The sequence below is a fragment of the Sphingobacterium humi genome (assembly GCF_009768885.1).
Taxonomy (GTDB): Bacteria; Bacteroidota; Bacteroidia; order Sphingobacteriales; family Sphingobacteriaceae; genus Sphingobacterium; species Sphingobacterium humi.
The window spans coordinates 1-21,966 of record NZ_WSQA01000012.1 but is presented as its reverse complement, the minus strand read 5'-3'; the positions used below and the strand labels follow the sequence as shown (position 1 = coordinate 21,966).

21 protein-coding genes are annotated in these 21,966 nt (G+C 43.7%); 12 read left to right on the top strand and 9 right to left on the bottom strand.

The window, feature by feature from the left end; all coding sequences use genetic code 11:
• Positions 1–846 precede the first annotated feature (846 nt).
• The 5 genes from rbfA (at position 847) to GQF63_RS14695 (ending at position 5,426) form a co-directional block, all read left to right on the top strand.
• Complete coding sequence (gene rbfA, locus GQF63_RS14715; RefSeq protein WP_160370004.1) at positions 847–1,218, top strand: 30S ribosome-binding factor RbfA; 372 nt, start codon at positions 847–849, stop codon at positions 1,216–1,218.
• Positions 1,219–1,231: 13 nt separating this feature from the next.
• The gene (aat, locus tag GQF63_RS14710; RefSeq protein ID WP_160370003.1) at positions 1,232–1,900 is read left to right on the top strand and encodes a leucyl/phenylalanyl-tRNA--protein transferase; all 669 of its coding nucleotides are present in this window, start codon (positions 1,232–1,234) and stop codon (positions 1,898–1,900) included.
• Positions 1,878–2,957, top strand: a complete 1,080-nt coding sequence (locus tag GQF63_RS14705) for an aminotransferase class V-fold PLP-dependent enzyme (RefSeq protein WP_160370002.1) — start codon at positions 1,878–1,880, stop codon at positions 2,955–2,957. Before aat ends, GQF63_RS14705 begins: the two co-directional genes overlap by 23 nt.
• Positions 2,954–3,592 (top strand): hypothetical protein, encoded by a 639-nt coding sequence (locus GQF63_RS14700; protein WP_160370001.1) that lies wholly within the window; start codon positions 2,954–2,956, stop codon positions 3,590–3,592. Before GQF63_RS14705 ends, GQF63_RS14700 begins: the two co-directional genes overlap by 4 nt.
• A gap of 154 nt (positions 3,593–3,746) precedes the next feature.
• A complete protein-coding gene (locus GQF63_RS14695) occupies positions 3,747–5,426 on the top strand; it encodes a mechanosensitive ion channel family protein (RefSeq protein WP_160370000.1) in 1,680 nt (559 codons plus the stop codon).
• Positions 5,427–5,429: 3 nt separating this feature from the next.
• Here the strand turns inward: GQF63_RS14695 and GQF63_RS14690 are convergent, their stop codons facing one another.
• A complete protein-coding gene (locus GQF63_RS14690) occupies positions 5,430–5,840 on the bottom strand; it encodes a hypothetical protein (protein WP_160369999.1) in 411 nt (136 codons plus the stop codon).
• Between the two features lie 328 nt (positions 5,841–6,168).
• On the opposite strand from GQF63_RS14690, the gene hemA reads away from it, so the two are divergent.
• From hemA to GQF63_RS14665, 5 genes are all read left to right on the top strand, one after another.
• A complete protein-coding gene (hemA, locus tag GQF63_RS14685; RefSeq protein WP_160369998.1) occupies positions 6,169–7,410 on the top strand; it encodes a glutamyl-tRNA reductase in 1,242 nt (413 codons plus the stop codon).
• 106 nt (positions 7,411–7,516) lie between these two features.
• Positions 7,517–9,103 carry a hydroxymethylbilane synthase gene (hemC, locus tag GQF63_RS14680; RefSeq protein WP_160369997.1) on the top strand — a complete coding sequence of 529 codons (1,587 nt, stop codon included), beginning with the start codon at positions 7,517–7,519 and terminating at the stop codon, positions 9,101–9,103.
• Positions 9,104–9,150: 47 nt separating this feature from the next.
• Positions 9,151–10,122: a porphobilinogen synthase gene (hemB, locus tag GQF63_RS14675; protein ID WP_160369996.1), complete on the top strand. Its 972-nt coding sequence runs from the start codon at positions 9,151–9,153 to the stop codon at positions 10,120–10,122.
• A 72-nt stretch (positions 10,123–10,194) separates the two neighbouring features.
• Positions 10,195–11,640 (top strand): asparagine--tRNA ligase, encoded by a 1,446-nt coding sequence (gene asnS / locus GQF63_RS14670; protein ID WP_212592596.1) that lies wholly within the window; start codon positions 10,195–10,197, stop codon positions 11,638–11,640.
• Positions 11,641–11,735: 95 nt separating this feature from the next.
• Entirely contained in the window at positions 11,736–12,356 is a 621-nt protein-coding gene (locus GQF63_RS14665) for an L-threonylcarbamoyladenylate synthase (RefSeq protein ID WP_160369995.1), read from the top strand.
• Here the strand turns inward: GQF63_RS14665 and GQF63_RS14660 are convergent.
• Positions 12,351–12,791, bottom strand: coding sequence for an SRPBCC domain-containing protein (locus GQF63_RS14660; RefSeq protein WP_160369994.1), 441 nt, complete (start codon positions 12,789–12,791; stop codon positions 12,351–12,353). The two genes, GQF63_RS14665 and GQF63_RS14660, sit on opposite strands and share 6 nt — an antisense overlap.
• A 94-nt stretch (positions 12,792–12,885) precedes the next feature.
• On the opposite strand from GQF63_RS14660, the gene GQF63_RS14655 reads away from it, so the two are divergent.
• Positions 12,886–13,710 (top strand): nucleotidyltransferase domain-containing protein, encoded by an 825-nt coding sequence (locus GQF63_RS14655; RefSeq protein ID WP_160369993.1) that lies wholly within the window; start codon positions 12,886–12,888, stop codon positions 13,708–13,710.
• A 1-nt stretch (position 13,711) separates the two neighbouring features.
• On the opposite strand, the gene GQF63_RS14650 is transcribed toward GQF63_RS14655, so the two are convergent.
• The 7 genes from GQF63_RS14650 to tilS form a co-directional block, all read right to left on the bottom strand.
• Entirely contained in the window at positions 13,712–14,272 is a 561-nt protein-coding gene (locus GQF63_RS14650) for a Crp/Fnr family transcriptional regulator (protein WP_160369992.1), read from the bottom strand.
• Position 14,273: 1 nt separating this feature from the next.
• Positions 14,274–15,173, bottom strand: coding sequence for an EamA family transporter (locus GQF63_RS14645; protein WP_160369991.1), 900 nt, complete (start codon positions 15,171–15,173; stop codon positions 14,274–14,276).
• A 16-nt stretch (positions 15,174–15,189) separates the two neighbouring features.
• The gene (locus GQF63_RS14640; RefSeq protein WP_160369990.1) at positions 15,190–15,504 is read right to left on the bottom strand and encodes a DciA family protein; all 315 of its coding nucleotides are present in this window, start codon (positions 15,502–15,504) and stop codon (positions 15,190–15,192) included.
• Positions 15,491–16,600, bottom strand: coding sequence for a DNA replication/repair protein RecF (gene recF, locus GQF63_RS14635; protein WP_160369989.1), 1,110 nt, complete (start codon positions 16,598–16,600; stop codon positions 15,491–15,493). Before recF ends, GQF63_RS14640 begins: the two co-directional genes overlap by 14 nt.
• Before the next feature lie 36 nt (positions 16,601–16,636).
• Positions 16,637–16,939 (bottom strand): DUF4834 family protein, encoded by a 303-nt coding sequence (locus tag GQF63_RS14630; protein WP_160369988.1) that lies wholly within the window; start codon positions 16,937–16,939, stop codon positions 16,637–16,639.
• Positions 16,940–17,021: 82 nt separating this feature from the next.
• A complete protein-coding gene (locus tag GQF63_RS14625; RefSeq protein ID WP_160369987.1) occupies positions 17,022–17,507 on the bottom strand; it encodes a hypothetical protein in 486 nt (161 codons plus the stop codon).
• 5 nt (positions 17,508–17,512) lie between these two features.
• Positions 17,513–18,838, bottom strand: a complete 1,326-nt coding sequence (tilS, locus tag GQF63_RS14620; RefSeq protein ID WP_160369986.1) for a tRNA lysidine(34) synthetase TilS — start codon at positions 18,836–18,838, stop codon at positions 17,513–17,515.
• Positions 18,839–18,988: 150 nt separating this feature from the next.
• On the opposite strand from tilS, the gene GQF63_RS14615 reads away from it, so the two are divergent.
• The gene (locus GQF63_RS14615) at positions 18,989–21,331 is read left to right on the top strand and encodes an OstA-like protein (RefSeq protein WP_160369985.1); all 2,343 of its coding nucleotides are present in this window, start codon (positions 18,989–18,991) and stop codon (positions 21,329–21,331) included.
• Positions 21,332–21,966: the final 635 nt, after the last annotated feature.

Below are 21,966 nucleotides of genomic sequence, written 5' to 3'. Positions count from 1 at the left end.
TACCATTAAACCGCGAATCTATACCAAAGAAATAGATATTTACCGGAATAGCCGAAATTAAGTAACCACTTACTTTTTTTTCAAAAACATCTTGGAGTGAACAGATTAAAGCCCTATGTTTGTGATGTAAAGGGGAATGAAAAGAGTACCATAGTGAGTGTAAACTCACGTTAATAACCTCCTAAAAAACTAAACATGATAGACCCAAAAAGTCTTAAAACTTGAAAAATATTATTCTATCCAATTATAAACTAATTTTGATTAAAGACTTGTCACTATGCCCACGACAAGTCTTTTTTTGTGGGGTAGATTTTGCTCTGCTTTTTTATAAACTTTTGTTTTCGTGCTGCCATCGCTTTGTCATTGTGCTGTCATCGTGCTGTCGTCGTGCTGTCATCGTGAGCGGAGTCGAACGACTGGTACGTCAGTACAGGTGTAAAACTGTAATCGATTGATTTCCATTGTTATATTTACAAATTTTATTGTTAACAAGTGTTTTAAGTATGGTTGATTGCATTGACGTACCAGTCGTTCGACTCCGCTCACGATGACAGCACGACGACAGCACGACGACAAACACTCTAACTTCTAAAAGACAACCTTCCCCCCTCCTTCCCCGCTTCCCCCTTTCTCTCCCCTTACTCACCCCTTTATCACCCGTATCAATCCCCTTTGCAAAGGCCGCAACAAGGGACGAGCAAAGCTGCTAAAAAACGAAAGTTAAAACCCATGTCTTTTCAATGCCCTTCGCATTGCCCAATCAAATAGCCATAGCATATTTTCAAAATTCCTTATATTTGCCTTATATCGGAAACGTAATACAGCTTTCCGAAATTCGATAGCATTATGGGAACAGAAAGTAAAAGACAACAGCGATTTGCCGGTGTGATTCAACAAGATTTAGCGGAGATGTTTCAGCGGGAGGGGAATTCATGGGCACCTGGTGCATTTATTACCGTAACGAAAGTTCGTGTTACACCCGACCTATCCATTGCCCGCGTATATTTAAGCTTCTTGAACAGCAGTACAGCTAAGGAAGCAATCACGAATGTACGTAGCAAAACCAATGAAATACGTTATAAATTAGGGGCACGCATCAAGAACCAGGCACGGATTGTACCGCAATTGGAATTCTTCTTAGACGATACCAATGAATACGTAGAGCATATGGATAAATTGTTCGACGAAATCAGCAAAGAACCACGTCAACCCGAATAAGCAGCCTTCCTTCATGGCTTTTTTATTGGATCCAGCTACCTTGGCTTTTCCACATCCCCGTTTGGCCGATGAGGATGGCTTGTTGGCGGTAGGTGCTGACTTGAGCGTGGAGCGACTGCTCTTGGCCTACCAAAATGGTATTTTCCCGTGGTATGACGAAGACAGCCCGATCTTATGGTATGCTCCTAGAGAACGCTTTGTCATTAGCCGTGCCGACATGCGCATCAGCAAAAGCATGAAGCAGGTGATGCGTGGAAAGAAGTTCCGCATTACGCACGATCAGGCTTTTGAAGCCGTTATTCAAGCCTGCGCGAATAGCAAACGAGCAGGACAATCGGGCACTTGGATACTTCCGGAAATGCAGGCCGCCTACCTGCAGCTGCATCAATTGGGTTATGCCCATAGCATTGAAGTATGGGATGGCGATGCGCTCGTAGGTGGATTATATGGTATTCAGGTGGGTGCCGTTTTTTGTGGAGAAAGCATGTTTTCTACGCAAGCCAACAGCTCCAAATTAGCCTTTATCCATTTAGTGCAACTGGAAGGCATCGCCCTCGTCGATTGCCAGATCCATTCTGAGCACTTAGCAAGTATGGGTGCAAAATTGATAGCCCAAGAAGATTTTACTAGCTTTATACAGAATCAACACTTACAGGCTTATGAATTTCCGCGATTACTTTAATATTCCAAGTGATATTTGCTACTTAAATAGCGCAGGAAATGGCCTGCTGCCGGCGCGTAGCTTACAATGGCGTCAGGATTGGCAGGAACAGTTTTTTGATGCCCGTGAGGATCACCGCGACAAACAAGGGGAGTTCCTGAATACGGTACGCGCCAAAATTGCCACCTATTTTCAAGCAGCAAACAGCAAGGTATACCTCTGTCCGAACTTTTCCTTTGCTTACGCCAGTCTGCTGGATCGTTTGCCTACAGATCGGGAGTTTTTAATACTGGAAGGCGAATATCCTTCCATCCAATACCCCCTCATCGCGCGCAAAAGAAAGATCAATAGCCTGGCGGTACATCCGGAAATTGAGGCCAGTATATACGAAGCATTACGCAAAAACCCTAGGCAGGTTTTTGTGGTCAGCATTGTACAATACATCACAGGGCTGAAATTAGATATTGCCTTCTTTCAACAATTGAAGCGTGATTTTCCGGAAACACTCATCATTGCCGATGGTTCTCAATATTTAGGAACCGAGCCTTTTGATTTCGACGCTTCCGGCATAGATGCCATGGCCAGTAGCGGCTATAAATGGCTGTGTAGCGGTTTTGGAAATGGCTTTTTGCTGCTGAATAAAAACTTACAACAACTGTTAGATGCAAACCTGGAGGGAATACCTCGTCCGACGGTAGACTTCTGGCGCGAAAAAGAGGTTTTGGACACGTTCTTTGAACCTGGCCATATCGATACCATCGCCCAAGGTACCTTATTAAGTACCTTGAGTTTATTTCAGGAATTTAATGAAACTGCCATAGCGGAGCATATTCAGGCATTAAGCAACAGCCTATACCCTCAATTGGAGGAGAGAGAACTAGTGCTACCCCTGATTAGTCAACGGAAAAACAAAAGTTCCTTAATCAATATTCAAGTCGATCCGAACCTGTACCCAGAACTGCTACAGGCGGGATTGAAGTGCTTCCCGCGAGGGAGCGGCATCCGCATTGGCTTGCATTTATATAATAATGAATCCGACATTCAAACGTTAATACGCATAATAGATAAGATAAGATGAATTTTAAAATAGGCGATTTGGTGCGTTTTGTAGACGAACCTATCGAAGGACATATTACCTCCTTTATGGCCAACGGCATGGTTGGCGTAACGGACGACACGGGTTTTGAGATCCCGGTGTTACAGAATAAGATTACCCTGGTGCATGGGAATATGCGCATGGAAGAGGATGAAGAGCCTGTGTTGGTAAACAACACGCAGAAATTTATTGATAAGGGCATCTTTTTAGCCTTAACAGGCGAGCAAAAAGAAGGCTTGGTGAAGTTTTTTATTGCCAATGAAACAAGCTATGAGCTGCTGGTGGCCGTGAAGGAACAGAGCGGAGGCAAGTGTACCGGCATTTACAATAATATTATTCCGGCACGGGAATACCATCAGATCTATACCGCCAATTTCTCCAACATCCATAAATGGCCGAGTCTGGAATTTCAGATCATCCGAACATCCAGAAGAGCCCATAGCCCCGTAGCGCCGTTGGAAAAGACCATTAAAGTGAAAGCACTAGACCTGATTAATTCCAAAGAAAACTCGGAAGTTCTACCGGAGAAGGCCTGGTTATTCGAATTGGATAAAATTGAAGAAAACATTGGACTCGATAAATTGAAAGCCCATTTTATCTCCCATCGTCCAAAATAAAAACAATAAAGGCCGACCTATTTTCCCGAATAGGTCGGCCTTTATTCCTGAAAAACAAGCGAAATCAAGCATATTTTCCTCGTATTCACTATTTATTCTTTAAAAGAAATTAAATAAATTAACGTAACTTTGTTGTGCACAGCAGTTACACTATATGTTATTTTATTACCTCCTCGTTTTCCTTCATCTTCATACCTTCTTCTTTACCGCATTAAACATACAGGAAAGCCCAAGCAGCAACCTGGCGGCAAGCATCGTTAGCCCTGCGGCTGTGCCCACACAAACCAGCGAAAAGATTGGGGATGCCGAACCTAACGATTCGGTGAAACTGGGAAAGCCCGCTTCCGGTACAGCTGAAGTCCGGCTATTACCAACTTCCTATGCCGTACGCCTGAATCAAGATAGTCTATTTGCCATTTATACCAAGGTGGGTTCCTTTTTGCCCAAAGAACGTGCAGCAGCTATTAGCGAGAAAATTAAACAGCTTTATCAAGCGACCCATTTTGAACCGGAGCAACTCCAAATTCAACAACAATCGGATACTGAGGATATTGTATACGCTGGCGAGGAAGTTATTATCAGCATCAGCAACTTAGATGCAAGCATGCTTGGCTATTCCAAAGAAGAACTGGCCAGCAATTATTTAAGCATTATAAAAGAGAGTATTCTGAAAGAAAGGGAGAACCACAGCTGGTTGACCCTCTTGAAAAGGTTAGGTCTTTCGACTTTGGTGCTGTTAACAACGGCCTTATTGATCTATAGCATCCATCGCTTGTTCCAATATTTAGCGCACAATATATCTGCGAATAAACAGCGTTATGGCAATATCGGTTTATTGAAGCGCTTGAAAATTGTGAAACCCGAACATATTGAGAACATATTCTTACGCATCAATGGCTTATTAAAAATCATATTTATTGGCTTAAGCATCTATTTGACCATACCCTTGCTCTTTAGCCTTTTTCCGGAAACAGAAGCTTGGACAGGCACCTTGATCGACTGGGTATTAAGCCCCATAAAATCAATGGTATGGGCTGCAATCGCCTATTTGCCAAACCTGATTCGCATTTTATTGATTTTTATTCTCTTTAAATACGGCATTCACTTAATACGCTATGTATTTCTGGAAATGGAGCGCGGCCATATCCACCTAAAAGGTTTTCATGCCGATTGGGCCTTGCCCACCTTTAATATCCTGCGGTTTATGCTGTATGCCTTTATGTTGGTGCTCATCTTCCCCTTTCTGCCGGGCTCCAGCTCGCCAGCCTTTCAAGGGGTAACCGTGTTTCTTGGCGTCCTGGTATCCCTGGGTTCCTCCAATGCCATTGCCAATATTGTTGCCGGCCTGGTGATAACCTATATGCGCCCATTCCGTATTGGCGACCGCGTAAAAATTGGGGATTCGGTAGGTGATGTTATGGAAAAATCGATGTTGGTGACGCGGATAAAGACGATAAAAAATGAAGATATTACCGTTCCAAATTCCATGATCCTTTCCAGCACCACGGTAAACTATTCTAACCACACTAAAAATGACGGTAAGGGATTAATTGTGCACTACACCCTAAGTTTAGACTATGAAGTACCTTGGGAAAAGGTATATCCCTTATTGATTGAGGCAGCCCTACACACGCCATATATACAGCAAGAGCCTAAACCATTCGTATTGCAAACGCAGCTTAATGATTTTAATATCTCCTATCAAATCAATGCCTATACAAAGGAAGCCAATGCCCAGGCCATGATTTATAGCAAACTATTGGAAAACATACGCTACGTGTTCCAACGCGAAGAGATTGAGCTGCTCTCGCCGGAATTCCATGTATTGAAGTAGCCGCTAGGCCTCAGGTAAGTTTTGATTTTTCTTCGTGCGCACGCTGAAACAAATCAACAAAGCACCGAAGAACATGACAGCCCATCCCCAGCTCATTGTTACGGCTTTGGAAATGAGGCCATCGATCATTTTCATGCCGAAATAATTGTGAATCTGAAAGTAGACCGCAATAAAGGCGATGATCAGCCAGGCCAAGAACACGTAACTACTGATTTGAAAAGCTCTTAATTTGCGCATGAAGAACAACAGCACATTCAAACCAAGGATACCCATGCTAATCATAAATAAAGCGGTATCGACTTGGTAGAGATTCCAATCGCGTTTTAAGGGAATATTGAGAAACGGACAAAAGATGGATGAAAAGAACACCACACAAAATCCGATTAGGGCCAAGGGCTTGAGTAAAACCTGCATACTTTTTTTTAACAAAGATGAGAAAATCACCGCTTATTTGCTACCTAAAAACCCGATTGCCGGGAGATTTTGTTAGCGAAAAAGGGGAATTTGTGGGAAAAGCCTATTTTTAAACAGTGAAATTCATCATTTATTGCCCAGCTAGGATATGATTGTAATCACACTTTTAGCGCAAACAGTTTTACAACAGGCTCTACAACAAGCTTTTAACATTTCTTTAACACTATTTATAATCGTTCTAAATTCACTGTATTGACAGATTTTTGACAGAAAGCCTGATGTTTTCATCTACATTTGCATAACAAAATTGTTGGCGAAATATTAGGCTTTGAAGAATTTAAAAGTTATAGCGTTTACCCATAAGCATGTCGATATAAAAGACCTGGGGAATTTGGTTATATGCAATGAGGAGTTGGATAGCCGCCTTATTAACCTTAAAAATAGTTTAGACATTCCGGAAATCTTCTACATCGGTACCTGTAACCGAGTGGAGTTTGTTTTTTATGGGTCCCACGAGCTAAACGATGATTTTGTGGTGGAATTCCTGGACAAGATGAATTTCTGTGTGCCGGCCGAGCGTATGCAATGCTACCTAGGTCAGGTAAACAGATACGAAGGCCTGGATGCCCTAAACCACCTTTTCCGCACATCCTGTTCCTTAGAGAGCTTGGTGGTGGGCGAAAAGGAAATCTTAGCGCAGATTCGTCGTGCTTACGACCGCTGCAGAGCCGCAGGATTTACCGGCGACTTCCTTCGCTTGATGATGGATCGTTTGGTGAAGACAGCCAAAGAAGTATATACCTTTACCAATATTTCACGGAACCCGATTTCGGTGGTGTCATTAGCCTACCGCAAATTAAGAGAGGTTAAGTTTACCGAAAACCCGAGAATCTTAGTGATCGGGTCGGGCGAGACAAACCAAAATCTAGCGAAATATTTAAAGAAACATAAATACAGCAACTTTACCATCTTTAACCGCACGGTGGCCAATGCTGAAGTACTTGCCGATGAATTGCAAGGAAAAGCTTTCCCATTGAGCGAATTGAAGAACTACAAAAAAGGATTCGACGTGATGATTACCTGCACAGGAGCTCCTGAGGCTATCATTAACGAAGAACTCTACGCTTCTTTGCTGAATGGCGAAGAAGACCGCAAAGTAATTGTCGATCTTGCCGTACCAAACGACATCGACGCTGCAGTAATTGCGAAATACCCTATCCAATACATCGAAGTATCCAGTCTGCAACAAATCGCGGAGAAGAACATCCAGGAACGCTATGCGGAATTGGAGAACGCCGAAAAGATTATCGCACAGAACATTAAAGAGTTCTTACCGATCTTGAAGCAACGCCGTGTTGAAGTTGCCATGAAACAAGTGCCGGAGAAAATTAAGGAAATCCGTTCCATGGCCATGACTGAAGTATTCGCCAATGAGGTAGAGCAATTGGATCCGCAGGCCCGTGAAATCCTGAACAAGGTGATCAATTACATGGAGAAAAAATACATTAAAGTTCCCATGTTAATGGCCAAAGAGATTTTAGTAAAATCCGCGGAATCAGAAAGTAATTAACGCTTAATTTTCATTATTTATTCGGTATTCTGACATTAAAAGGGCGGAAGTATATCCCTATTTCCTTAACTTTGCAACCGAATCATTCATTTGTAAATCTTTGAACGTGAATAGAAAACTTATTATCGGTACCCGAGGCAGTGAATTAGCTTTATGGCAAGCAAACTTCGTAAAGGATCGATTAGCGGAAATAGGTGTCGTAGCCGAACTAAAAATTATTAAAACACAAGGTGATATTATCCAGCATTTACGCTTGGATAAATTGGAAGGAAAAGGATTCTTTACCAAAGAATTGGAAGAAGAATTATTATCCGGGCAAATTGACCTTGCCGTTCATTCGCATAAAGACTTACCTACCGTTAACCCGCCAGGATTAATCATTGCTGCCGTATCGGAACGTGAAGATCCGTCGGAAGTATTGATTATTCATAAAGACTGTGTGGATATCAGCAAAAAGCTTTCTATTAAACATGCCGCGACCATCGGTACCTCATCGAACCGTAGAAAGGCACAATTGCTTTCTATCCGTCCGGATTTGGAGTTTGATGATTTGCGAGGAAACTTACAAACACGCGTTCAGAAATTAAGAGATGAGAAATACGATGCTATTATGCTGGCGAAAGCCGGTGTAAGCCGTATCAACATGGATCTTTCGGATTTCCATATTGAAGACCTCTCACCTATTATGTTGGTTCCAGCGCCTGCACAAGGGGTGCTTGCCATTCAAATTCGCGAAAGCGATCAGGAATTATTCGAAACCTTACAGCAGATTCACGATGCCGCCGTAGCGGAAACTATCGCGGTAGAGCGTAAAGTATTGAACTTATTCGATGCCGGTTGTCATGCGCCACTGGGCAGCTATTGCCGCAAAAAAGACGGTAAGTTCCAATCGTGGACTTCCATTGCGGATACCAATGAAGACTTCCCGGATCGTGTATTTATGGAAGCAGAAAGCAGCGAAGGCATGGCGGAGAAAATTTTCGCCAAATACCAAAAAGATAGAAAACTACCTGCTTCTGTTTTTATTACCCGCGACTTAGACGAGAATGCTTACCTGGCGCAATTCTTTAAGAAACACAACATCACGGCCGATGCGCGCTCCTTGATCCGCATCTTCCCGACGATTAATAAATTAGATTCCTTCATCTTGAAACGTGCCGACTGGATTTTCTTTAACAGTAGGAATGCCATTGAGCATTTCTTTAAATTGGAACCCCTGATTTTAAAGAAAACAAAGATTGCCGTTTTAGGCCGTGGATCGGAGGAAACATTGCGTAAATTCAACCGTAAGGCTGATTTCACAGGCGATCACCTGGGCATCAATACCGAGGGCATCGGGGCCGAATTCGCCAAGTTGGTGGCTGGGCAAACGGTGCTGTTCCCACGTGCGGAAGGCTCTTTGCAAACCATTCGCAAAGCCTTGACCGAAGACACCAAGGTAATCGATATGCCGATTTACGAAACGGTTATTGAGGAAGAAGTAGATAAAAGCAATGCCGATGTGTTGGTGTTTACCAGCCCTAGCAATGTAGAAGCTTACTTCCGCGAGAACCTGGTAGACCCAGGTCAGAAAATTATCTGTATCGGTAACAGCACAGCAAAAGCTATCGAAGAAATGGGACTTAAATACACGCTCCCATATTCTCCCGATGAGATCGGATTGGCGGAAGCCATCTTTGGTTTAGATTATTAATAAAAATACATAAGGGGGCAAGCCCCCTTTCATATTAAATATACCTTATGTTACATCGTCCTAGAAGAAACAGAAAGTCAGCAGTGATCCGCGATATGATCCAAGAGAACCATATCCACGCTGCAAACCTGATTTTCCCCTTGTTTATTGTAGATGGAGAAAACCAAAAAGTAGAAGTATCCTCCATGCCGGGCATCTACCGCTATTCGGTAGATAACCTATTGCATGAAGTGGAAAGCTGCATGAATATCGGCTTAAAAGCATTCGATTTATTCCCTGCGGTGGAGGAATCGCTAAAAGATAAATATGCAACGGAAAGCTATCGCAAAGGCACCTTATACCTTCGTGCTATTGAAGCCGTAAGACAGCGCTTTCCGGAGGCTTGCATCGTTACGGATGTGGCTATGGATCCCTACAGCTCCGACGGCCACGATGGTATTGTGGAAAATGGCGAAATCTTAAACGATGAAACCTTGGAGGTATTAGGAAAAATGGCCTTGGCGCATGCTGAATCGGGTGCCGACATTATCGCACCTTCCGACATGATGGACGGCCGTATTGGCTACCTGCGGAATGTATTGGATGAAAATGGCTTTAGCAATGTATCCTTAATGTCTTATACCGCGAAATATGCTTCCGCTTATTACGGACCATTCCGCGATGCCTTAGGTTCTGCACCAAAAAAAGGCGACAAGAAAACCTATCAGATGAACCCGGCGAATAGCCGCGAAGCTCTGATCGAAGCCCAACTGGACATGGAAGAAGGCGCGGATTTCTTGATGGTGAAACCTGGATTGCCATACCTCGATGTGATTAAACTATTGCACGATAATTTCGATTTACCGATTGCTGCCTATAACGTATCCGGCGAATATGCCATGTTGAAAGCAGCGATTGCCAACGGCTGGCTAAACGAGCAGGTGATCTTAGAAACCTTAATGAGTTTCAAACGCGCCGGCGCAACTTCCATCTTAACCTACCACGCTAAGGAAGTTATTGAAAAAGGCTGGGTAAAATAAACGGAATAAATCAATTAAATGGCTATTTTTGTAGGGCTTACAAAATAGCCTAATATTATTCTTTTGTATATAATGGAACACACACGCATTAAAGACTTATTAAAATCGGAAGAGTTCGGGAAGGAAATCATCGTGAAAGGATGGGTTCGTACTTTCCGTAATAATCAATTTATAGCAATCAACGATGGTTCTTCCATCAATAATATCCAAGCCGTAGTAGATTTCGAAAATACCAATGATGAGGTATTGAAACGCATTACAACAGGTGCTGCCGTACGTGTTAAAGGTAATCTGGTGGAATCTTTAGGTAAAGGACAACGCGTGGAAGTGAAAGCAACAGAGGTTTCTATTATCGGTGACTCTGACCCGGAGAAATACCCTTTGCAACCCAAAAAACACAGCTTGGAATTCCTACGCGAGATTGCACACTTACGCTTCCGTACAGGTACTTTTAATGCGATCTTCAAAGTAAGAAACGCCTTGGCATTCGCCGTACATAAATTCTTCAACGAAAGAGATTTCGTTTATATGCATACGCCTATTATTACGGGTTCGGATGCGGAAGGTGCAGGCGAAATGTTCCAGGTAACTACATTGGATTTAAATAACCCGCCACGTACGGAAGAAGGGAAAATCGACTTTAAAGAAGACTTCTTCGGGAAAGCAACGAACTTAACCGTATCTGGTCAATTAGAAGGCGAATTGGCTGCCATGGCTTTCGGAAACATCTACACTTTTGGTCCTACCTTCCGTGCAGAGAACTCCAATACCACCCGCCACTTAGCAGAATTCTGGATGATTGAACCAGAAATGGCCTTCTACGAACTGGACGATAACATGGACTTGGCCGAAGACTTACTGAAATATGTGATTCGCTATGCCCTAGATACCTGTCCGGATGAGATTGAATTCCTGAAAAATCGCTTGTTGGAAGAAGAAAAATCTAAACCGCAAAACGAACGTTCGGAATTAAACTTAGTCGATAAATTAAACTTCGTACTAGAAAATAACTTCGAGCGTATTACCTATACAGAGGCGATCGATATCTTGCAAAAAAGTAAACCAAACCAAAAGAAACAGTTTAAATACGTTATCGATGGTTGGGGAGCGGACTTGCAATCGGAACACGAACGCTACTTAGTAGAGAAGCATTTCAAAAAGCCGGTAATCTTAACTGACTACCCTCGTGCTATTAAATCTTTCTACATGAAGCAAAATCCTGTGGATGCCCAAGGTCATGAAACCGTACGTGCCATGGATATCCTTTTCCCGGGAATCGGGGAAATGGTAGGTGGCTCTCAACGTGAGGAAAACCTAGATAAACTACTGGCCCGTATGGAAGAAGTCGGTATTCCTGCAGAGGAAATGGAGTGGTTCTTAGATACCCGTCGTTTCGGATCAGTTCCACACTCAGGTTTCGGTGTTGGATTCGAGCGCTTGGTATTATTTACCACCGGCATGACCAACATCCGTGATGTTATTCCTTTCCCAAGAACACCGAATAACGCAGAATTTTAATACCACTAGATAATCCCAAAAACCGTCAAAACAAACTAATTTTGGCGGTTTTTGTTTTACCATAGATAAACCATTAAAGAAAAGAAGAGCAGGTTATGTTAATTAAGATTTATAACGACAATCCGAATCCTAAGGCGATTGAGCAGGCCGTCGAGATATTACGCAAAGGCGGAGTGATTATTTACCCCACAGATACGGTATATGGTATAGGCTGCGACATCACGAATCATAAAGCTATTGAGCGGGTTTGTGCCATACGTGGCATCAAACCAGAGAAGTCGAATCTATCCTTTATCTGCTACGACCTGACGGACATTTCCCAGTATACCAAACCCTTTGATACAGCGGTATTCCGGGTGTTGAAGAAAGCCTTGCCTGGTCCTTTTACGTTTATCTTTAATGCAAGCTCGCAGGTCCCTAAGCTGTTAAGCTCTAAAAAGAAGACCGTCGGTATTCGTGTTCCCGATAATAATATTGTCCGGGAGATTGTAAAGCAGCTCGGAAATCCGATTGTGACGACCTCCATTCACGATGAGGATGAGATCATCGAATACTCCACCGATCCGGAATTGATCTACGAAAAGTATGAAGACAAGGTCGATCTGATTATCGATGGCGGCTACGGCGATAACGTCGCTTCTACGGTAGTAGACCTTACGTCCGGCGATTTCGAAGTTATCCGGGAAGGAAAAGGCGATTTAGATCAGTACTTATAAGCTTCCTTCCACTTCTTTTTTTAAGGCTTGATTGAACAGATTAAAGCCTGCCAAGGTATTACCCTTAATCATCTTACGGAGAAAAGGAACTAGAACACCTGAAAATAGCTCTCCTTGAATCAATAAAGTTTGGCCGTTAGCCAAAGGCTTTAAGACAAAGTAATGCTCACCATCGAATAGGCCAGCAAGGAATAATTTGCCCTTCCAGCGTATTTCCTGCTCTTTAGCAATCCGAAGAAATATGGGGTTCATCTTGATACGGGTGCCGCCGGGTTGCTGCAACCATACTTTCGTCTGTTTCCCTTCTTCCGGAATTCCCTCGAACTGCTGGATCGTCGGACTCCAATTCGGATAGTAAGCGAAGTCTGCAAGCACCTTCCATACCGCCGCTAGTGGCGCCTGGATAACAATTTCTGACATTATTTGTTCTTTCATAACACAAAGGTAGAAGCCCTTTGTCCAAGTCCACTTGACATTTATCAAGAAGATTTTTTTTGTAACTTGGATTCACGCATTACAGCACGCATATATGGAACAGCAAATCCTACAAGAGGTTGTTGCCGCCTTTTCTGAACTGCCCTTTATTAAAGGCATTGTATTGGGCGGATCGAGAGCAACGGGAACAGCAAGTCTAGATTCCGATATCGACATCGGATTGTATTATAACCACGAAGATTTAGATTACGATGCCTTAAACGAAAAGGCAAGACAGCTTGACGATCAACATCGCTTTAACTTGATTGGGAAAGAAGGCGATTGGGGACAATGGGTAAACTTTGGCGGCTGGTTAAAGATGCATGGTATTGCCGTAGACCTCATTTTCAGAGATATCAAGCGCATCGCATACATTATGGATGAAACCCATGCTGGTATCTATTCCAATAATTACCATGCCGGCCACCCGCATGCTTACATCAGCTGCATGTATCGCGGAGAGCTTGCTCTCAGTAAATTACTGTATGCAGCAGACCCATCGTTTAGCGATTTAAAAACCTTAGCGCAGCAGTATCCCGAGAAACTACAGTCCTCACTAATTCAGTATTACCTCTTTGAGGCTGATTTCTCCCTGATGCTCGCCAAGAAGGCAAAGAGTGCAGAAGATCTGTACTACCTCTCCGGTATCTTGTTTAGGGCGATATCCTCCTTAAACCAAGTGGTCTATGCCAAGAATAAAATCTACTTAATCAATGAAAAGAAGGCTTTATTGCAGATCGATCGGTTTGAGTTTGCACCGGTAAACTATCGGGATAGGGTGAATGCTATCTTTGAAACGATGCACTTGGAAAGCCATCAGCCTATACAGCTCTTGGAATCCTTATTGGCCGATGTGCAAGACTTAATCATCAAACAGTAGGCTAGGCTTTGCTACGGATACGGCTAAGGGTCTCGGGGCTCATACCTAACACGGAAGCAATATATTGCAGCGGCACATGATTAAACAGCTCCTTATTCGCTTCGAAATACTGCTGATACCGTTCTTCGGCACTCTGGGAGATGAACTGAAAGATACGCTGCTCCAACAGCATAAAGCATTTCGCGATAAAGCGCTTTTCCAACACATTCCAATTGGGAATCTTTTGCTCAAACTCCTGGTAATCGGCCTTATCCAAGGTCCAGAGGGTCACAGGGCTCAGGGTTTCGATCGACCAGACGGCAGGCTTATCGAATAGGAAGGAAGCCAGGTCGGTCACAAAGTAACCAGCACCGCCAATCCACTGGGTAGCCTCCTTGCTGCCCGTCCATTTATACACACGGCAATAGCCACTGGCAATAAAACTCAGACTACGACAGGATTGTCCCTCTTCCAACAGCTGCACATTTTTATCCAGGGTCTCCTTATGGAACTTCGACAGAATCAGTCCTGCCTGTTCCGCTTCTACCTCGAATAACTGAAATAACTGCTCTTTAAAGTCCATATTAGGCTGTTTTTATCCCCAACTTACGGTTCCTTTCATAAAGATACGCGATATTAAAGATAACCACGGCAAGCATAATCATCGAGAAAGCGATAATCTGTTGGGTATTGATAGGTTCCTGATAATAGAGCACAGCCAGAAAGAAGCTGATAATTGGGTTTAAGTACATCAGGATCCCTACCACGGAGGAGTCCAATAACTTCAGGGCATAGTTATTCAGAAACAGCGGAATAATGGTATAGCCCACGGCGATAATAAAGATCAATTGGTAGAAGGAAGTCGGTTTTGCCACACTGGTATCCACCATGCCTACAATTGGTAAGAGCAGGATCATACTCATTACGATATGAATCGTGAGGGCAAAGAACTTGTCCAATTTAAAGCTATTCTTCTGCAAAACGAGGTAGATGGCATAGGTCATGGCCACCATTAAGCTATACAGCAGGTCCATAAAATGCCCATAAGCCAGTACAATACAACTTGCTATCGCCAGCAGTACGGCCAGCCATTGCCCATTATTCAAATGTTCTTTTAGGAAGATACGTGCTAGAATGGTCGTCACAATCGGACAGATGAGGTAGGCTAAGGAAGTCGCATTCACCGAAACCGCATTCATCACATAAATAAAAAGGAACCAGTTTAAACCCAGAAAAACGGCGGAAGCCAGCACGTTCAACAAGAGTTTCCCCTTCATCTTCTTATCCAGGGTTTTGATGTATTGAATACTAGTGAGGGTTTGTTTTCTTCGGAATAGGAAGCAAGCAATTGCGATGGCTAGGGCTGCAAAGATAACCCGATGAATGAGAATATCTAGGGCTGCAAAATCACTGAGCGGCTTAAGAACTAAAGCAAATGTACCCCATATGATAAAGCCCAGCAAGGCTGACGTATAGTATCTCATAAACCGAAAGCATGCACTACAGGATAATAAACTCTTCGACCACCACTTGGCCAACATGCTCATTCACGCGACCGATAATCTGCCGACGCATAATAGCCAACTCATGCTTAATCACGGCCGACTCTACCTTCACGTAGAGCTTTTTATCGCGAATATAGATCTGCTGCGTCCGATTAGCGATCGCCGAACCAATGAGTTGCGGCCAAGCCGAGATAATGGAGGTTTCATCAAATTTACGGCGCAAGCGATAGGCATCCAGCAGTTTTTCCACTGCTTGCCTAATCGTTATATCGTCAGATTTACGGAATGCATCGTCTCTATATTTCGCCATTTACTTGTCCTCCTTCAACCTCAAAGATACGAATAGGTTTATCAATTTCTTGGAAAATTCGACGGATTCTCCCCGAGTCGGTATCGGTTAAAAAGATCTGTCCAAACTCATCTTCCGACACCAATTGCATCAGCTTTTTAGTGCGTTTATCGTCCAGTTTATCGAAGATATCATCCAGCAGCAGCAAGGGTTTAAAATGCTTTCTATTTTTCAGAAAGGCATATTGCGCCAACTTTAAGGCAATCAGAAAAGACTTCTGCTGCCCCTGCGAGCCAAACTTCTTCAGTGGCATCTGCTCATGAATGCTGAACTGCAGATCATCTTTATGAATACCCACGGTCGTACGTTCCAAAGCGCGGTCTTTATCCAGCTGCGATTCCAATAGCTGGATGAAATTATGACTCAGCAATTGCGACTCATAAATCAGGGATACCTCTTCGGCATCTTCTGATAAAAACTGATAATAGCGTTGAAACTCCGGTAAAAACTCCTGCATAAATTCCTTACGGCGGGCAAAGATTTTCTCGCCACTATCCACAAGTTGCATATTGAGCACTTCCAACAGGCCCAAGTCAAACACTCCGGTCTCGCGGATATTCTTCAATAGCGTATTCCGTTGTAGCAGGATGCGGTTATATTGAATCAGGAAATCCAGGTAATGTATATCCGTTTGGGAGATGACATTATCCACAAACTTCCGGCGTTCCTCGCTTCCATCCAGAATCAAGAATGCATCGTTGGGGGAAATCATCACCAAGGGGAATTGACCGATATGGTCTGCCAGGCGGGTATATTCCTTTTTGTTTTTCTTAAACTGCTTTTTCTGATTACGCTTCAAACTACAGGAAACCTGATCCTGCAGGTCTTCCCGATCAAAATCTCCTTGCAGCATAAACCAGTCCTCACCCTTTTTGATGTGCTGTGAATCAATCGGATTAAAGTATGATTTACAGAGGGAAAGGTAGTGAATGGCATCCAATAGGTTAGTCTTTCCGGCGCCATTTTGCCCGGTAAAGGCATTGGTAGCGGGAAGAAATTCTAAGGAAGATTCCGTATAATTCTTAAAGTTTAAAACAGAAAGGTGTTTAAGCCACATAGCATCACAAAGATAGGCTTTTTATGCTGGCTATGCTTATTTTACCTCCTCAAAATCGATGAATTCACCAGCGGTTGCTGTTCCTTTTTTCGATTTCTTTTCTTTCGGCGGCATATAGTCCACCTGAACTTTTCCTTCGGCACGCTTTTCACGCTGGCTATACTGCTTAAAGGCATCGCCATAGCTTTGCTGAAAAGGTCCTTCGTTTGCATATTGCTGTTGCTTGCCCATCAGGCGTTCGGCCATCTTCCGCATGAAGAAAGGCAACATCAGGCGCATACCAAACTTAAAAAGGTAGTAAAATAAAATAATGGATATCAGGAAATAGATAAATGTCATTTCTAATGCTTTTTCTCAAATTTAAACAATTATTGGTCCCAATTCCAATGATTTTGTCAGCGAAATATCAGTTAACAAAATTTTACGATTTGCCCTTGGCCTGCTCAATAGCCGTAAACAATTGCTGAGGATGCTGAGAACCAATTACATATACCAAGCCGTCCCGATCGGTTAACCAAACGGCTTCTTTCCCACCCGAATAGAAACGAATCTTTCCATTCTTATGCAGGTTGTATACCGGGTTGTTGAAAATAAAGGTAGAATATCTTTTTTTCTCCACCTTCACAATGGAGCTCAGGTCAATCTTTACCACCGAGGTGGTCCATAGGCCGCTCATCAAGATATGCGTGCTCATCACCTTGGTGCGGTAGGAAATTAAATACAGCATCACAATAGACACCAATAAAATACCCACCCCTACAATAAAAAACAACTGCCGCGACAGCACATGTTCTAAATTGATGTAGTAGGCTACAAAACAAAATAAGGCCAAGATCAAGCGCACGCTAATCCACGTCATATCACGACCTAAATATTGTTTCTCCTGAAATAGAATTTGCTCGTCCATAGCTGCTATTTGAGTACTAAAGTAAGGACTTTCTTTGTATTTTCGGTCACCCGAAAGCGATTATCTAAGCGATGGTTCAGCAACCAAATAATTTGCCCATCCCCATTTACTAGTATAGGAACCTGCCCCTTCGCAAAACGATCGATCTTCTGTTGAATAAAGAAATCGCTCAGCTTTTTGCGGCCTTTCATCCCAAAGGGCACAAAGCTATCGCCTTGTTGCCAATACCGTAACTGCAAGGGATAAACCAAGAGATCGGCATCGATGCTGACACTATTTGGCAAACTGGCAATTTCCGTTTTCTTACCCTTACGCGCTGTAAGCTGCTTTCCCTGAACAGCAATCGGCGCGTCGAAGGAAGAAATCTCCAGCTGCAAAGCTGCTTCTTCAGGAATCGGGCGTAATATCAGCAGCTCCCGATCCAGTAAAGCTTCGGTGCTTGCCGAGCTAAACAGCTGCCCCATGGGGCGCTTTAGGCAGTCCTGCAGATCCATTAATTGCTCTTTTTTAAAACCATAGGGTTTAAAAAGCTCAAACAACAGGTAGCTATCGTCTTGATAAGCCGCCAAATCAGCTAATTTAATCTTAACCTGCCCCTCTGCTTCCTGCATAATGGCCTTTCGGATATCGGCCACTATCCTTTCGATAAAGCGATAGCTTTCCTCAAAATACTGCATATTCTGCTGCATCACCTGCTCAAAATCAGGCTGAATTTCCTTCAGCTTCGGAATCACTTCCAAGCGGATCTTATTCCGTGCATATTTCGTTGAAAAGTTCGATTGATCGTCCCGGTATGGCACGGCATATTCCTTGGCTGTTTTCTCCACCTCCTCTGCCGTAAAGCATAACAAAGGGCGAATTAAGTCCCCTCTTTTCGGGGAAATACCCAGCAAGCCCTGTAAACCGGTTCCGCGGGTCAAGTTCAATAGGGCCGTTTCAATATGGTCATTCTGATGTTGGGCAATGGCCGTCACAACACAGCCCTCCGCTTTGGCCAGCTCGGCAAACCATGCGTAGCGTAGTTCGCGTGCAGCCATTTGAATGGAAATCTTGTTCTCCTTTGCATAGGCTTCTGTATCGAAGTATTGCACGAAAAAAGGATAGCCCAAGCGCTCGGCATACTGCCTTACCAAATCCTCATCCTTATCCGATTCCTCACCACGCAACTGAAAATTGCAATGTGCAATAATGCCTTGGTAGCCCAAGTCATGAAATAAACAGGCCATCAGCATGGAATCCTTGCCCCCACTTACAGCCAGCAACACCTTATCGGCAGCCGTTAACAGCTGCTTTTTCTTGATAAAGGTCTTTAGGGTATTGATCGTCGCCATACTCAAAAATAAGCATTCCTAGCCTGCCGATGCTATTTTTTGCTATAAATATTGGTATCCTTTTGGCTAGGCTATATAAAAAAGAGGTTTAGCCATTTAAAATTTAGGCTTTAACAAATTTTTGCTAATTATTTATATATTTTTGCGCTTGTGAGGAAGCTACTCTTATTCATTACGCTATTAACCTGTTTTTCCGCTTACGGACAGATTACGCCATCTCCTGCCGTGCCAGGAAATGAAATGCGTTTATTGTCTTCCTCCACCACCAGTTCCCTCAATCAGAAAATATTACGCAGCTACCATCCGGTGTACGAACATAAGGGTTCTACCCTGGCCGCAGATAGTGGCGATTTATACAAGGATGATATCGGCCGGGAATTCTTCGAAGCCCATGGCAATGTGGTCATCACCCAGCCTTCAGGCACGGTAATCTATGCCACCCATTTACATTACGAGGCCAGCACACAATTGGCCGAATTAACGCAAAACGTGAAGGTAGTAGATGGTGAAACCATCTTAACCACCAATTACCTGACCTACAATATGGGGAGCCAACGTGGTTCCTACCGCAACGGTGGACGTATTGAAAGTAAAGGCGATACCATTACCTCGGTGAATGCCTATTATTTTGAAACCTCGAAAGACGCCTATTTCAACAAGAAGGTGGTGGTTAGAACCCCTAGCGTGGTGATCTATACCGATACTATGCAATATAACACCATGTATCGGGATGCCTTTTTCTTCGGCCCTACCAACATCAAAGGTCGCAAAGGGGAAAACCTCTATACCGAAAAAGGAGCCTATAACACGGCTTTCGGAATTGCCAAGTTCAACAAAAACAACCTCTATACAGAGGGAAGCCGCTTCTTAAAAGGCGATAGTTTGTTTTACGATAAGAACAAAGGCATTGGCGAGGCCTTCCGGAATGTATTGTTTGTAGATACCCTGGATAAATTCTACTCCAGTGGACAGTATGGCAAATACCTAGAGGGCGATCAGTCGATCTTAATGACCGGGAAACCCCTGGTGAAATACGTCGTAAAAAACGATTCCAGCACGAACGAGCAAGATTCCTTAGCCGCCGATAGCCTGGAAGCGCAAAAGAAACTCTCCAAACGGGAACTCCGCAAAATTGAAAAAGAAAAGGAAAAAGAACTGAAGGAACAGGAGGAGCTGGAAAAGAAAGACCCTACGCTGGCTGAGAAGAACCTGGCAAAAACAGATTCTATACCGCCGTTGAAGCAAAAACCTGCCGTCGATACCGCGTATATGACGGCCGACACCCTCTATTCTAAAGTGATTTTCGTTCGCGACTACCATCCGCTGGACCTCAAACTGGATCGCAACGGTGGCCAACTAGAGGATACCGTGGAGGTGGATTATGGCGACGAGGAGAATATGGATTTCGACCTACCCAACAACACGGAACCAGGCGAAATTACCGCCCCAAAAACATTAGAAAAGGCCGAACCTGCCTTGCTTAAAAAGGCCGCTGATGTGCCCGTTGCACCGGTGAAAAAACCGGTAGCTGCCAAGCCGAAGCCGAAGGCTCCTGACTCAACCAACATACAGGTGACCACAAAGGCCGATAGCGTGCTGCGTAGGAACGCCGTAATGCCAAGTGGTAAAGAACATGCCGACCTGATGGACGATGCCTTAAAATCGGCCCAGCAGGCCGATACCCTGATGAAAGACTCTACCGTTACCTTTGCCGATACGGCCAAAACACGTATTGTCAGGGCGCATTATAACGTGCGCTTATTCAAATCAGACTTGCAAGCCGTCGCAGATTCTGTATACTACGGCATGGTAGACTCCATGTTCCGCTTTATGGGATCGCCGATGATTTGGTCTGATGGCTCCCAGATCTCTGCCGACACGGTCTTTATGCAGATCAAGAACGGGAAGATGGACAATGCCTTACTGAAAGCGAATGCCTTTATGGTAAACGCCGTATTGGACACCTTAAAATTCAACCAAATGAAAGGGCGAAAGATTACCGCATTCTTCGCCAACAACAATATCGATAGGCTCTTTGTGGATGGGAATGCCGAAAACCTCGTGTTCTCTACAAACGATAAGACGCATACCATCACCGAGATGTTCCACGATCGCTCCAGCCGCATCAAGATCAAAATGGAAAACCAAAAGGTCATCGACTACGTATCCATCCGTAAAGTAGACCAGAAAATCTATCCTTTTAAGCTGGTAACCCAAGAGAATGAGGTGCTACCGGGCTTCAGTTGGAAACCGGAGGATCGCCCGAAATCAGTGGAAGACATGCTGAACAGAAAGCGCGTTAAAACGGCAGTCGTTCCGGATGGAGAGGATAAAGATGCCGAGCAAGACGAGGATGGAAAGCCTAGTGCGCCAGCCGCTAAAAAGCCAGCATTGGATAAACCGGAAGTAAAAGATACGTTGCCGGCAGCAAAGGAACTACCCGCCATAAAGCCCAATACTCCAGCCGGGCCAAGAAAACTTCAAATTAAGTAGGGTTGATAGTATTTTGATTGGGTAGTTGTAAACAATTGTTAATAAACAAGTTATACATTATTGATTGCATTGACGTACCAATCGTTCGTGGTTCTACTCCGCTTACCAAGACACCTTATGATGGCATGCTTATGATGGCAACTCTTTCGCAAAAAATTGCTAATAAGGTAGTTATACAATACTGATTGCATTGACGTACCAGTCGTTCGACTCCGCTACCAATGACATGTTTTTGTAACACGTTGTTAATAAGTGTATTATGTATTACTGATTGCACTGACGTACCAATGGTTCGACTCCGCTCACCATGACAACCCTGGCCACAACGCGACACAAAGCGGGCCGCAGTTTACCAGCATAGCGTGCCGTAGTTTGTAAACAATGCTTAACAAGAAATGCTACTTCATGTCATCACCTTCCAATAAATTTTGCAAACATTTTACCCGCTCACGATGACAACTCACGATGACAACTCCCGATGACAGCCCTACTCTCATATCTCATATCTCCTTGTCCATTCCTAAAAATGGTTTACAAAAAGCGGACATTAAGAATTAACTTTAATAGTTATGAGAAATCCGGAGAAGAAACGTAAAACAGGAGGACAAGCTGTTCATAGTGATAGCCTAAAGATC

Bases quoted from the DNA above. Each gene is read 5' to 3' on its own strand.
- hemB (WP_160369996.1), top strand. From the start codon at position 9,151: ATGTTACATCGTCCTAGAAGAAACAGAAAGTCAGCAGTGATCCGCGAT.
- GQF63_RS14700 (WP_160370001.1), top strand. From the start codon at position 2,954: ATGAATTTTAAAATAGGCGATTTGGTGCGTTTTGTAGACGAACCTATC.
- GQF63_RS14650 (WP_160369992.1), bottom strand. From the start codon at position 14,272: ATGGACTTTAAAGAGCAGTTATTTCAGTTATTCGAGGTAGAAGCGGAA.
- recF (WP_160369989.1), bottom strand. From the start codon at position 16,600: ATGTGGCTTAAACACCTTTCTGTTTTAAACTTTAAGAATTATACGGAA.
- GQF63_RS14660 (WP_160369994.1), bottom strand. From the start codon at position 12,791: ATGAAAGAACAAATAATGTCAGAAATTGTTATCCAGGCGCCACTAGCG.
- aat (WP_160370003.1), top strand. From the start codon at position 1,232: ATGGCTTTTTTATTGGATCCAGCTACCTTGGCTTTTCCACATCCCCGT.
- GQF63_RS14690 (WP_160369999.1), bottom strand. From the start codon at position 5,840: ATGCAGGTTTTACTCAAGCCCTTGGCCCTAATCGGATTTTGTGTGGTG.
- GQF63_RS14645 (WP_160369991.1), bottom strand. From the start codon at position 15,173: ATGAGATACTATACGTCAGCCTTGCTGGGCTTTATCATATGGGGTACA.
- GQF63_RS14655 (WP_160369993.1), top strand. From the start codon at position 12,886: ATGGAACAGCAAATCCTACAAGAGGTTGTTGCCGCCTTTTCTGAACTG.
- rbfA (WP_160370004.1), top strand. From the start codon at position 847: ATGGGAACAGAAAGTAAAAGACAACAGCGATTTGCCGGTGTGATTCAA.
- tilS (WP_160369986.1), bottom strand. From the start codon at position 18,838: ATGGCGACGATCAATACCCTAAAGACCTTTATCAAGAAAAAGCAGCTG.
- GQF63_RS14695 (WP_160370000.1), top strand. From the start codon at position 3,747: ATGTTATTTTATTACCTCCTCGTTTTCCTTCATCTTCATACCTTCTTC.
- GQF63_RS14630 (WP_160369988.1), bottom strand. From the start codon at position 16,939: ATGACATTTATCTATTTCCTGATATCCATTATTTTATTTTACTACCTT.
- asnS (WP_212592596.1), top strand. From the start codon at position 10,195: ATGGAACACACACGCATTAAAGACTTATTAAAATCGGAAGAGTTCGGG.
- GQF63_RS14640 (WP_160369990.1), bottom strand. From the start codon at position 15,504: ATGGCGAAATATAGAGACGATGCATTCCGTAAATCTGACGATATAACG.
- GQF63_RS14665 (WP_160369995.1), top strand. From the start codon at position 11,736: ATGTTAATTAAGATTTATAACGACAATCCGAATCCTAAGGCGATTGAG.
- GQF63_RS14625 (WP_160369987.1), bottom strand. From the start codon at position 17,507: ATGGACGAGCAAATTCTATTTCAGGAGAAACAATATTTAGGTCGTGAT.
- GQF63_RS14705 (WP_160370002.1), top strand. From the start codon at position 1,878: ATGAATTTCCGCGATTACTTTAATATTCCAAGTGATATTTGCTACTTA.